This window comes from Escherichia sp. E10V5 (genome assembly GCF_004212315.1).
Taxonomy (GTDB): domain Bacteria; phylum Pseudomonadota; class Gammaproteobacteria; order Enterobacterales; family Enterobacteriaceae; genus Escherichia.
Map to the genome: position 1 here is coordinate 1 of NZ_RHJM01000028.1, position 12,219 is coordinate 12,219.

A 12,219-nucleotide genomic window follows, 5' to 3' on the forward strand; every position below is an offset into this window, starting at 1 on the left:
CGCCGCCAGCTTGAGTACAAGCAGCTCTGGCGTGGCGGTCAGGTGCTTGCTGTTCCGCCAGCGTACACAAGCCAGCGTTGCGCGTGTTGTGGTCATGCAGCGAAAGAGAACCGCCTGTCACAAAGTAAATTCAGATGCCAGGTATGTGGATATACTGCGAACGCCGATGTAAACGGCGCTCGTAACATTTTAGCGGCGGGACACGCCGTTCTTGCCTGTGGAGGGATGGTGCAGTCAGGCCGCCCGTTGAAGCAGGAACCCACCGAAATGATTCAGGCGACAGCCTGAACGTAGCAGGGATCCTCGTCATTCAGGGCGTGGAGGATGTCAAAACCTGGAATAGACGCCGCACAGGCTATTTTGTGCGATCGCGGACATGCATCACGTTCGCAAATCGCCGATCCCGTTAATTTCGTTGCTTATTGCGTTACGAGCTACGCTTTTAAAACAACCTTCTTAGCGAGGCGATACCGTGAGCCGATTCATCCCCGTAGAATTACACCATGCCAGCCGTCTGTTAAATCATGGCCCTACTGTCCTGATCACCAGTTTAGATGAGCAATCCCAGCGGCGTAACATTATGGCGGCAGCCTGGTCAATGCCGGTGGAGTTTGAACCTCCACGCGTGGCGATTGTGGTAGATAAATCGACATGGACGAGGGAGTTGATTGAGCGTAACGGTAAATTTGGCATCGTTATCCCAGGCGTTGCAGCGACTAACTGGACGTGGGCAGTGGGAAGTGTATCTGGGCGTGAAGAAGATAAATTTAATTGCTATGGCATTCCGGTGGTGAAAGGTCCGGTGCTTGGTTTGCCACTTGTTGAAGAGAAATGTCTGGCGTGGATGGAGTGCCGATTGCTACCAGCGACTTCCGCGCAAGAGAAATACGACACGCTGTTTGGCGAAGTGGTATCAGCAGCGGCAGACGCACAGGTATTTGTCGAAGGCCGCTGGCAGTTTGATGATGATAAGCTCAATACGTTGCATCATTTAGGCGCTGGCACGTTTGTTACCAGCGGCAAGCGTGTTACGGCTGGTTAAGCATTACATGCTGTAACCAGGTTTCTTTATCAAGGCATCCATTTGGGGCGCAATTTCGGCGTCCCAGATAGCTTGCCATGATTCTGGTTGAATCTGCTGTAGCGCAATGCTTATCGAACTGTCTTTACTGTTCAGATGGCGAATAATAACGTCGGTAATATCTGCAGCAAGCGCTGCTTTTTGTTGTTCGTCCAGTTCACGCGGAAAACATTTAATGTCTATGTGCGGCATGATTGTGCTCCTTTTGAAAGATGTCAGTAAAATTAACACACGTTGTGAATGTCGTGTGTCCGGTAATGCGTTTTTACGGTAATAATGCCTACTTGAAATTGTACATATTTGTACTACACCCTTTTAAATAAAGCGCCAACGAAAACGTTAACTTGCAGAATATATTCTTCGCCAACATGCCATTAAGAAAACACCAAGTTCCCGGCTTGCCAATTTGTTAACGCCAATTATAGTTATTCTTGCCCTCACTAAAAATTTTCATCCGTAATTACCCTCAATAAAAATCCATTCTGGAGACACTTAAGATGCAGCTTAATCATATTGTTAAAAGTCTGCTAATAACGGGATTATTCACCACCAGTTCCTTACCTCTCCTCGCGGCGGAAGCCCCTAAAAACGCCACCGCAGCCACGCAGCAAGCAAACAATTTACTCTATAACCAGTTGCCGTTTTCCGATAACACTGACTTTACTGATGCCCATAAAGGTTTTATTGCCCCTATTCCTCAGGACGTGATTAAGGGCGAACAAGGAAATGTTATCTGGGATCCACAACAATACGCTTTTATCAAAGAAGGCGATAAAGCCCCTGATACGGTGAATCCAAGTTTATGGCGTCAGGCGCAACTGATAAATATCAGCGGATTATTTGAAGTGACTGAAGGTGTCTATCAGATTCGTAACCTCGATCTATCAAATATGACCATCATTGAAGGCAAAGAGGGTATTACCGTCGTTGATCCACTTGTTTCAGCAGAAACAGCCAAAGTTGGGATGGATCTCTATTACAAAAATCGCGGCCAGAAACCGGTAGTGGCGGTTATCTACACACACAGTCATGTCGATCACTACGGTGGTGTTCGCGGCGTAATTGATGAAGCTGACGTTAAATCAGGCAAAGTTAAAATCTATGCGCCAGCCGGATTTTTGGAGGAGGCCGTTTCCGAAAATATTATGGCTGGCAATGTGATGAGCCGACGAGCCAGTTATATGTATGGCAACTTATTGAAACCTGATGTTAAAGGCCAGGTCGGCGCGGGACTGGGAACAACCACTTCAGCAGGAACGGTCACGTTGATTGCTCCTACTAACTACATCACCAAAACCGGGCAAAAAGAAACTATTGACGGGTTGACCTATGATTTTCTGATGGCGCCAGGTTCCGAAGCGCCTTCTGAAATGCTGTGGTTTATTGAAGAAAAGAAACTGATCGAAACAGCAGAAGATGTCACGCACACCCTTCATAACACCTATTCGCTGCGCGGGGCTAAAATTCGCCAACCGCTGCCGTGGTCAAAATATATTAACGAAGCGCTCAATTTATGGGGTGATAAAGCCGAGATTATTCTCGCTCAACATCACTGGCCAACCTGGGGCAATGATAACGTGGTCAAACTGCTTAAAAGCCAGCGTGATTTGTATCGTTACATCAATGATCAAACTCTGCGTATGGCAAATCAGGGGATGACCCGTGATGAAATTGCCGCAAACTTTAAACTGCCCTCTTCACTGGCTAACACCTGGGCGAATCGCGGCTATTACGGTTCGGTGAGCCATGATGTGAAAGCAACTTATGTGCTTTATCTCGGCTGGTTTGATGGTAACCCCGCAACGCTTGATGAACTGCCGCCAGAAGAAGGCGCAAAGAAATTTGTCGAGTATATGGGCGGTGCTGATGCCATTTTACAAAAAGCCAAACAGGATTATGACCAGGGTAATTTCCGCTGGGTTGCTCAGGTTGTCAGTAAGGTGGTGTTTGCGGATCCAAACAACCAGGCAGCGAGAAATCTGGAAGCTGATGCGCTTGAGCAGTTAGGCTATCAGGCTGAATCTGGGCCGTGGCGTAATTTCTATCTCACTGGCGCACAGGAATTGCGTAACGGCGTACAAAAATTACCAACACCAAATACTGCCAGCCCTGACACCGTGCGTGCAATGACGCCAGAGATGTTCTTTGATTATCTTGCCGTCCATATTAATGGTGAGAAAGCGGCAGATGCCAAAGCCGTGTTGAATTTCGATTTTGGTGAAGATGGCGGCACCTATAAAGTGGAGCTTGAAAATGGTGTTCTCAATCATACCGCTGGTGTAGAAGCTTCGGATGCTGATGCCACTATCACTCTGTCTCGTGATGTATTGAACAAAATAGTACTGAAAGAAGAGACGCTGAAAGAAGCCACAGACAAAGGAGACGTTAAAATTACCGGCAATGCGGAAAAACTCAACGAACTGTTAGGTTATATGGATAATTTTGAATTTTGGTTCAATATAGTGACACCTTAAATTCAGTATAAATTGGGCAGGTTTCCTGCCCTTTTCTGGTTATAAGAAATGGTTCCTGATAAAAGAAAAAACGCTCATTATTCGTGGAAAAATCGCCAGGATATGGTTATTCGCGGAATGTCGATTAGCCTGCCGTGGTTTGCCTTGATTAACATCTGTTTTTCATCGATGATTTTGCTGCGTGGTATTTTGTTTAATGAGGACATGACTTCAGGGCTTAATGAGAAAAACCTTGTACATACTATTGATATATCATCTTTCGGCATTCTGCTGATTAGTGGCCTTTTATTGCTCATCTCTCGAAAAAAAGTGCTGTATATTCAGCAACTATTGGTCATTCTAAGCCTGTTATGGTCATGGTGTTGCTTTTATTTCATTGCACACTGGACGTTACCTTTTGCTTACCCTCTGTGTGTATTATTAATGCTTAGTGCCGTTGTTGCGCTGTATTTTCACACGCCATCATTACTCGCATTTATCACTCCATTATGGTTTAGCATCCCGTTAGCCAGTCTTGTTCTCAATCAGCATGTGAATGTTCATTTCGCTGTCATCTGGGGCCTTTTTTCACTGGCGCTATATGGTGGGCGACTTATTTTATTACGTTGGTTTGAAGAAGCATGGCAACAAAACAAGTACAACAACCAGTTAATTAATCGCCTTGATGCATTAGCACATCGTGATCCTTTAACTGGGATAGCAAACCGACGTGCAATGAACAGTATCTTACACGACGCGATAGATAACGGCGGGTCATTTGCTCTCATTATGTTGGATGTCGATTTTTTTAAACGCTACAACGACACCTACGGGCACCCTGCGGGCGATAAATGTTTGATACAAGTTGCCGACGCCCTGCAACGCGCAATTCGCCAGCCTGAAGATATAGTCGCTCGTTATGGTGGCGAAGAGTTTGCCATCCTACTTTTTAATGCAACATTGCCGGAAGCTGAGGCGGTAGCAGCCAGAGTGAAGCAAGAACTTAAACTGGCAGCTATCCCGCATCAGGCATCTGCTGTTAGTGCATTTGTTACGGTTAGTCAGGGGATTGCCTGTTCTGCTCCCGCAAAAACGGCTGAACAAATTGTTTCAGATGCCGACGCCGCGTTATACCGGGCGAAAGAAAATGGGCGAAATCGATGGGTGAAATAATTTCCCCCTGTAGTTTCGGCAAATGAGCAACTGCACTGATATTCAGCGCATTATCCTGAAACCATTCATGCCCCACGCCATGTCCTCATAATGCATAGACATCAGTCCACGAGGATTAGTAGCTAACCAAACACACACGATTTTGTGACCGGTTTTTCACCAGTTGTAGTAATTCCCACTGAAGATGCAAGGGCATGTTTTGCATCGTTACACGATAACGGGTAGGATTCTGCGCCGACAGTTATACCCATAAAGAATAATGGTGAATCTTGTCATCGCCAGGATGAATAAACATTGTTCATGGCAACTTATATGACTTTTTCATTAAAGCAATCAGGGAGAACAATGAGTAAACACGACACCGACACTTCAGATCAACACGCCGCGAAACGCCGCTGGCTTAATGCCCACGAAGAGGGGTATCACAAAGCGATGGGCAATCGCCAGGTGCAGATGATCGCCATCGGCGGCGCGATTGGCACCGGTTTGTTTTTAGGTGCAGGAGCCCGACTGCAAATGGCAGGTCCTGCGCTGGCACTGGTTTATTTAGTATGTGGCTTGTTTTCGTTTTTTATTCTGCGTGCATTGGGTGAGTTAGTATTACATCGCCCTTCCAGTGGCAGTTTTGTCTCTTATGCCCGAGAGTTTTTAGGAGAGAAAGCTGCTTACGTTGCTGGCTGGATGTACTTCATCAACTGGGCGATGACGGGGATTGTCGATATTACCGCCGTCGCTCTGTATATGCATTACTGGGGTGCGTTTGGCGGCGTGCCGCAGTGGGTCTTTGCGCTCGCTGCGCTGACCATCGTTGGCACCATGAATATGATCGGTGTGAAATGGTTTGCGGAGATGGAGTTCTGGTTTGCGCTTATTAAAGTGCTCGCCATTGTGACCTTTTTGGTCGTGGGTACAGTGTTCCTCGGTAGCGGTCAGCCGCTGGATGGCAACACCACTGGCTTTCATTTAATTACCGATAACGGCGGCTTCTTCCCCCACGGTTTGCTGCCTGCGCTGGTGTTGATTCAGGGCGTAGTGTTTGCTTTTGCCTCCATTGAAATGGTTGGTACAGCTGCCGGAGAATGTAAAGACCCGCAGACCATGGTGCCTAAAGCAATTAACAGTGTGATTTGGCGTATTGGCCTGTTTTACGTCGGCTCCGTGGTGTTGCTGGTTATGTTATTGCCGTGGAGCGCGTATCAGGCGGGGCAAAGTCCGTTCGTGACATTCTTCTCTAAACTGGGTGTGCCGTACATCGGAAGCATTATGAACATTGTAGTGCTGACCGCTGCCCTCTCCAGCCTGAACTCAGGTCTGTACTGCACCGGACGCATTCTGCGCTCGATGGCGATGGGCGGTTCCGCACCGAGTTTTATGGCGAAAATGAGCCGTCAGCATGTACCGTATGCCGGGATTCTGGCGACGTTGGTCGTTTATGTTGTTGGCGTATTCCTTAACTATCTGGTGCCGTCTCGCGTATTTGAGATTGTCCTGAACTTCGCGTCGCTGGGAATCATCGCCTCGTGGGCGTTTATCATCGTGTGCCAGATGCGCCTGCGTAAAGCGATTAAAGAAGGCAAAGCCGCGGATGTCAGTTTTAAACTGCCTGGCGCGCCCTTCACATCCTGGCTGACGCTACTGTTTTTGCTGTGCGTGCTGGTGCTGATGGCGTTCGATTACCCGAACGGGACTTATACCATCGCTGCGCTGCCGATTATCGGTATTTTGCTGGTTGTGGGTTGGTTTGGTGTGCGCAAACGCGTTGCCGAAATTCACAGCACTGCGCCAGTTGTCGAGGAAGATGAAGAAAAACAGGAAATTGTGTTTAAGCCTGAAACGACGAGTTAATTGCATAATTGCTCGGTTTAAAGCCGGATGCGGCGCTAGCGCCGCATCCGGCCTACGAAAGACAAACTCCCCTGTGTCGATTACAGCGCAATACGAATCACATCGTCCGGCTGGGTAGCTTCCTGCTGTTTAGTGGATTTTTGTTTAACACTGACATACAGCGTTTTGCCATCGGCAGACAGCGCCAGGCTATTCGGATGAGTCGGCGTATCGAACGTTTTCACCACCTTATAGCTTTTCGCATCAATCACACTAACTTTACCCGCCTGACGATGCGTCACGTAGGCTTCATTACGCGCTGGGTTAAACAGCACAGCCAGTGATTCCGGTGCCGCAACCTTCGCCAGAACATTGCCATTACGGGTATCGACCACTAACACTTCTGCCGCTTTTGAATCGGTGATAAATGCACGCTGATTGGCGGTATCAAGGCTTATGTTGATAAAGAAGTGCTCTTTGCCGTCATCCAGCAGCTTTTTACGGCTGAGGATTTTATTGTCGGCGGTGTCGATGGTAATCAATTCGCCGTCAGCGTTAGTGGTGTAAAGACGTTTGCCTTTACTATCCAGCGCTAAACCAGTGCTCATTTTACCGGTGTTCTGGATGGCGGTTTTCAGTTTGATATTCTCGCCATCAACGACCCAAATCACGCTCTCTTTGCCAATACCACTGATGTAAACCGTGTTCGTGGCATCGTCAGCTACCAGCTCACGCGGCTGCAACGGGCGCACCTCTTCCGTGCGCTTACGATCATCCAGCACCAGACGCCCTTTCACTTCGCCCGTTTTGGCATCTATCGCCGTGACCGCGCTGTTTACGGTGTTACCAAACCACAACGTCTGAGTCGTGTTATTGATGGTGGCACCAAACGGCTTGAGATCGTTATGGATCGCCTGAGTCACTTCCAGAGTGACCGGATCGAGACGATAAACCACGCCGCCTTTATCCAGTTTGCGGCTTTGCGAAGTAGCAAGCCACAGCGCGTTCTCCTGCTGGCTATAAGCCATTTCGTAGGCACCTTTACCTACCGCTTTACGCAGCATTTCTTCTGCGGCCTGCGTACTGAATGATGAAGCAACGAGCAATGAACCTAACAGTAATGAACCACGCAGGCGCGATGAAAACAGATGACGTAAATGCATGACGACTCCCTTTGATGAACCGATATTTTTGCTGCTTCACAATGCTTCGCTGAGCGTAATCATCGTTACACTCTTGTTATAAATGGGAATGGTAATCATTATTTTCTCAAATGTGGAGTATTTCTTGTCGTTACGACTACAATTTTCTCAATTACTTAACGTATTGTGCCGTTTCGTTTTCCATAAATTTACAATTTTATTACCATGACGGCGTATTCCCATTCTTAACCTGGCTTTTTCATGAAGATTTTTTCCGTCCGACAGACCATTTTGCCCGTACTGATTGCCCTTTCTCCTTCCGCTTTTGCAACCAATGAACAAACCATGATTGTCAGTGCCGCGCCACAAGTGATTTCCGAGCTGGATACGCCAGCAGCCGTTAGCGCGGTGGATGGCGAGGAGATGCGCCTGGCAACACCGCGCATCAATTTGTCTGAATCACTGACCAGCGTGCCCGGTTTGCAGGTACAAAACCGGCAGAACTATGCGCAAGATTTACAGCTGTCGATTCGCGGATTTGGCTCCCGTTCCACTTACGGAATTCGCGGTATTCGCCTGTATGTGGACGGTATTCCCGCTACCATGCCCGACGGACAAGGGCAAACATCCAACATCGATTTAAGCAGTGTGCAAAATGTGGAAGTGCTGCGTGGCCCCTTCTCTGCCCTGTATGGCAACGCGTCTGGCGGGGTGATGAATGTCACTACTCAAACCGGGCAACAGCCGCCAACCATTGAAGCCAGTAGTTACTATGGCAGTTTTGGCAGCTGGCGCTATGGGCTGAAAGCAACGGGCGCAACGGGCGACGGCACACAGCCGGGCGATGTCGATTACACCGTCTCAACCACACGCTTTACGACCCACGGCTATCGTGACCATAGTGGTGCACAGAAAAATTTAGCCAATGCCAAACTGGGCGTACGCATTGATGACGCCAGCAAATTAAGCCTGATTTTCAACAGAGTGGATATCAAAGCAGATGATCCAGGTGGATTAACCGAAGCAGAATGGAAGGCGAATCCGCAACAAGCGCCACGCGCTGAACAGTACGACACGCGAAAAACCATCAAGCAAACTCAGGCTGGGCTGCGCTATGAGCGTAGCCTGAGTTCGCGGGATGATATGAGTGTGATGATGTATGCCGGAGAGCGAGAAACGACCCAGTATCAGTCAATCCCAATGACACCGCAACTTAACCCGTCGCATGCGGGCGGCGTGATTACTCTGCAACGCCATTACCAGGGGATAGACAGCCGCTGGACACACCGTGGTGAACTGGGCGTTCCGGTCACGTTCACGACCGGCCTGAACTACGAAAACATGAGTGAAAACCGCAAAGGCTACAATAATTTTCGCCTGAATAGCGGCGTGCCGGAATACGGGCAAAAAGGTGAGTTGCGCCGCGACGAACGCAATCTGATGTGGAACGTCGATCCCTATTTACAGGCACAGTGGCAGCTGAGCGAAAAACTGTCGCTGGATGCTGGCGTGCGCTACAGCTCCGTATGGTTTGATTCCAACGATCATTACGTTACTCCGGGTAACGGCGATGATAGCGGTGATGCCAGTTATCACAAATGGCTACCAGCCGGATCGCTAAAATATGCAATGACCAATGCCTGGAATATATATCTGGCAGCCGGGCGTGGTTTTGAAACGCCGACGATTAATGAACTGTCTTATCGCGCTGATGGGCAAAGCGGTATGAACTTTGGTTTAAAACCTTCCACCAACGATACAATTGAGATCGGCAGTAAAACGCGTATTGGTGATGGGTTGCTTAGTCTCGCATTGTTCCAGACCGACACCGATGATGAAATTGTTGTCGATAGCAGTAGCGGTGGACGCACCACGTATAAAAATGCCGGTAAAACGCGTCGTCAGGGCGCTGAACTGGCATGGGATCAACGTTTCGCGGGAGATTTTCGCGTAAAAGCGTCCTGGACCTGGCTTGATGCCACCTATCGCAGCAATGTTTGCAGTGAACAGGATTGTAACGGTAACCGGATGCCAGGGATCGCCCGTAATATGGGTTTTGCGTCGATAGGTTATGTGCCGGAAGATGGCTGGTATGCAGGCACGGAAGCGCGTTACATGGGCGATATTATGGCAGATGATGAAAATACGGCCAAAGCGCCTTCTTATACTCTCGTCGGCTTATTCACCGGGTATAAATACAATTACCACAATCTAACTATGGATTTATTTGGTCGTGTCGAGAATTTATTCGATAAAGAATATGTCGGATCGGTGATTGTTAATGAATCAAATGGTCGATATTACGAACCAGCTCCCGGGCGTAATTATGGTGTCGGCGTGAATATCGCATGGCGATTTGAATAACTATACTCTAAATAATTCGAGTTGCAGCGGCCCCGTAAGGGGTGAGGCCCATGGATGGGCCGAATAACCCGCAGACGCAGCACATGCAACTTGAAGTATGACGAGTATACATTGATGCCCGATATTTGCCGGGCGTTTTAATTTAACAACTGTATTGCTGGCACAACATAGCAACGTTTTTTTGCATAATTTCAGCAAGACAATGTCTGCATCCCTCTTTGTCTTTTGCTTTTAACGCGGCGAATAGTACATGATAGCTTTTAATACGCTCACGTAATTCTGCTGGATTAATCGCTTCATAAAGATAATGTAAACCAGGTCCCATCCTGACCCATAATTGCTCAATCATTTCACACAGAATGGGCATTTTTGAACGATGATAAATCGCTAAGCGAAATAGTTTGTTTGCATTAATGAGTTGTTCCATATCGCCGTTTTCTTGCGCCTGCTGTAATTTCTCGAGCAATTCCTGAAGTTCCGCTATGTCTTGCGAGGAAATGTTTTCAACAGCCAGGGCAACTGCCATTAATTCCAGTTCGTAGCGGATCCGATTGATTTCGTCTAATTGACTTTGCCTTACTTCCGGTACTGTAAATGCTTGTGCAGGTGCGACAGAGAGCGCATTAACCGAAACCAGGCGTAATAGTGCTTCACGCACGGGTGTAATACTCATGCCTAATTGCTCCGCCAGATTTTTAGTGATCAAGCGTGCGCCAGGTTTCAGTGCGCCAATACTAAGCTGATGTTTCAGGTCGTTCTCAACCTGCATAGTCAAACTGATATGCGATATTTTTTCCGTTCCAGGCATGTTATTTCCTTCAGGTGTATTCGTTCCAACTCTGCCGGTATAGCAGAAGTCGTTTACCTGGTGTATGAAGCTGAATAATCATTATCCTCTCATCTTTATTGTTATTAGCTACAGAACAGTGATGTGATTAGTTAATTAAAGCTGGAAATAAGATTTTTGCCTGGATTTTTGTGGCGGCTTTACGCCGCCGCCGTATCTTTAGTCATCACCCGCGACACGAATAACAACTTTGCCGAAGTTTTTGCCGCTCAGCAGGCCGATAAACGTCTGCGGTGCGTTCTCCAAACCGTTGGTAATTTGTTCACGATAGTGAATTTTACCCTCTTTCACCCATTGTCCCATCTCCTGCTGGAACTCATGGATTCGGCGGCCATAATCCTGACTGATAATAAAGCCTTGCAGGCGAATACGTTTTTTCAGCACCGTGGCCATCAACAACGGTAAACGGTCTGGCCCCGATGGCAACTCCGTCGCATTATATCCGCTTACTAAGCCACAGACAGGAATACGCGCGGAGGTATTAAGCAACGGCAGCACGGCATCAAACACCTTCCCGCCAACGTTTTCATAATAGATATCAATCCCTTTCGGACACGCTTTCGCCAGCTGCCCGGCAAAATCATCCGCGTGGTGGTCAAGGCAAACATCGAAGCCCAGCACCTCGGTAGCATGGCGGCATTTTTCCGCGCCACCGGCCACTCCAACTACCCTACAACCTTTAAGTTTTCCGATTTGCCCCACCGTCGCACCCACTGGTCCTGTCGCTGCAGCAACCACCAACGTTTCGCCCTCTTTGGGCTGACCGATATCCAGTAGGCCCATATAAGCGGTAAAGCCGGGCATCCCCAGCACACCCAGTGACCACGAAGGATTTTGCGGATGATCGCCAAGTTTCACCAGTTCATCGCCACTGGATATGTCATAGTCCTGCCATCCACTGTAGCCAAGCACCCAGTCGCCAGGCTGGTAATCAGGATGATTCGACTCCACGACACGGCTCACCGTACCGCCGACCATCACCCCGCCAATATCAACGGGCGGTGAATAAGATGGCTCATCGCTCATTCGTCCACGCATATACGGGTCCAGTGACAAATAAACTGTGCGCAGTAACACCTGTCCTTCACCCGGTGTGGCGACATCATCTTCTTCAAGACGAAAATTCTCCGGAACCGGCGCGCCATGCGGACGCGAGGCCAGAACCCAACGGCGGTTACGCTGCTTTTGTTGCCCCATAATGCTCTCCTGTGCTTTTGGCATGAATCGATCAATGGTAGCAGGCACACGTGGTTATATTTGTCTGTATGCATCACATTCCTCCCACAACACGCAATAATTTCATTGTAGATTGCGTTGCTTCCGGCTGTTTTCGAT

At 48.3% G+C, this 12,219-nt stretch carries 10 protein-coding genes and 1 pseudogene; 6 read left to right on the forward strand and 5 right to left on the reverse strand.

The features are described 5' to 3' along the window. Both D9738_RS18555 and D9738_RS18560 read left to right on the forward strand, forming a co-directional pair. The coding region (locus tag D9738_RS18555) for a zinc ribbon domain-containing protein (protein WP_130260838.1) at nucleotides 1–288 on the forward strand (288 nt) is incomplete at its 5' end. 184 nt (nucleotides 289–472) lie between these two features. Further along, nucleotides 473–1,042: a flavin reductase family protein gene (locus D9738_RS18560; protein ID WP_130210861.1), complete on the forward strand. Its 570-nt coding sequence runs from the start codon at nucleotides 473–475 to the stop codon at nucleotides 1,040–1,042. Nucleotides 1,043–1,045: 3 nt separating this feature from the next. Here the strand turns inward: D9738_RS18560 and pptA are convergent, their stop codons facing one another. Continuing rightward, nucleotides 1,046–1,273 carry a tautomerase PptA gene (gene pptA, locus D9738_RS18565; protein ID WP_130210863.1) on the reverse strand — a complete coding sequence of 76 codons (228 nt, stop codon included), beginning with the start codon at nucleotides 1,271–1,273 and terminating at the stop codon, nucleotides 1,046–1,048. 305 nt (nucleotides 1,274–1,578) lie between these two features. On the opposite strand from pptA, the gene D9738_RS18570 reads away from it, so the two are divergent. After that, nucleotides 1,579–3,555 carry an alkyl sulfatase dimerization domain-containing protein gene (locus D9738_RS18570; RefSeq protein WP_130222654.1) on the forward strand — a complete coding sequence of 659 codons (1,977 nt, stop codon included), beginning with the start codon at nucleotides 1,579–1,581 and terminating at the stop codon, nucleotides 3,553–3,555. A gap of 102 nt (nucleotides 3,556–3,657) precedes the next feature. Next, the gene (locus D9738_RS18575; RefSeq protein ID WP_130260926.1) at nucleotides 3,658–4,707 is read left to right on the forward strand and encodes a GGDEF domain-containing protein; all 1,050 of its coding nucleotides are present in this window, start codon (nucleotides 3,658–3,660) and stop codon (nucleotides 4,705–4,707) included. Between the two features lie 7 nt (nucleotides 4,708–4,714). Here D9738_RS18575 and D9738_RS25225 read toward each other — a convergent pair. Beyond that, nucleotides 4,715–4,838: pseudogene (locus D9738_RS25225) on the reverse strand (glutathione S-transferase); the annotation flags it as partial. Nucleotides 4,839–5,052: 214 nt separating this feature from the next. Between D9738_RS25225 and ansP the strand changes: the two are divergent. After that, nucleotides 5,053–6,552 carry an L-asparagine permease gene (ansP, locus tag D9738_RS18585; protein ID WP_130260839.1) on the forward strand — a complete coding sequence of 500 codons (1,500 nt, stop codon included), beginning with the start codon at nucleotides 5,053–5,055 and terminating at the stop codon, nucleotides 6,550–6,552. 80 nt (nucleotides 6,553–6,632) lie between these two features. Here the strand turns inward: ansP and D9738_RS18590 are convergent, their stop codons facing one another. Further along, a complete protein-coding gene (locus D9738_RS18590) occupies nucleotides 6,633–7,694 on the reverse strand; it encodes a YncE family protein (RefSeq protein WP_130260840.1) in 1,062 nt (353 codons plus the stop codon). Nucleotides 7,695–7,934: 240 nt separating this feature from the next. Here D9738_RS18590 and pqqU point away from each other — a divergent pair, with 240 nt between their 5' ends. Further along, the gene (gene pqqU / locus D9738_RS18600) at nucleotides 7,935–10,037 is read left to right on the forward strand and encodes a TonB-dependent receptor PqqU (RefSeq protein ID WP_130260841.1); all 2,103 of its coding nucleotides are present in this window, start codon (nucleotides 7,935–7,937) and stop codon (nucleotides 10,035–10,037) included. A gap of 142 nt (nucleotides 10,038–10,179) precedes the next feature. Here the strand turns inward: pqqU and mcbR are convergent, their stop codons facing one another. Together mcbR and curA are read right to left on the reverse strand one after the other, a co-directional pair. Next, nucleotides 10,180–10,845 (reverse strand): colanic acid/biofilm transcriptional regulator McbR, encoded by a 666-nt coding sequence (mcbR, locus tag D9738_RS18605; RefSeq protein ID WP_130260842.1) that lies wholly within the window; start codon nucleotides 10,843–10,845, stop codon nucleotides 10,180–10,182. A 198-nt stretch (nucleotides 10,846–11,043) separates the two neighbouring features. Continuing rightward, entirely contained in the window at nucleotides 11,044–12,081 is a 1,038-nt protein-coding gene (curA, locus tag D9738_RS18610) for an NADPH-dependent curcumin/dihydrocurcumin reductase (RefSeq protein ID WP_130260843.1), read from the reverse strand. Nucleotides 12,082–12,219: the final 138 nt, after the last annotated feature.

Excerpts from the sequence above, each read along its gene's own strand:
- pptA (WP_130210863.1), bottom strand. The coding sequence starts at position 1,273 with ATGCCGCACATAGACATTAAATGTTTTCCGCGTGAACTGGACGAACAA.
- D9738_RS18570 (WP_130222654.1), top strand. The coding sequence starts at position 1,579 with ATGCAGCTTAATCATATTGTTAAAAGTCTGCTAATAACGGGATTATTC.
- D9738_RS18575 (WP_130260926.1), top strand. The coding sequence starts at position 3,658 with ATGGTTATTCGCGGAATGTCGATTAGCCTGCCGTGGTTTGCCTTGATT.
- ansP (WP_130260839.1), top strand. The coding sequence starts at position 5,053 with ATGAGTAAACACGACACCGACACTTCAGATCAACACGCCGCGAAACGC.
- D9738_RS18590 (WP_130260840.1), bottom strand. The coding sequence starts at position 7,694 with ATGCATTTACGTCATCTGTTTTCATCGCGCCTGCGTGGTTCATTACTG.
- pqqU (WP_130260841.1), top strand. The coding sequence starts at position 7,935 with ATGAAGATTTTTTCCGTCCGACAGACCATTTTGCCCGTACTGATTGCC.
- mcbR (WP_130260842.1), bottom strand. The coding sequence starts at position 10,845 with ATGCCTGGAACGGAAAAAATATCGCATATCAGTTTGACTATGCAGGTT.
- curA (WP_130260843.1), bottom strand. The coding sequence starts at position 12,081 with ATGGGGCAACAAAAGCAGCGTAACCGCCGTTGGGTTCTGGCCTCGCGT.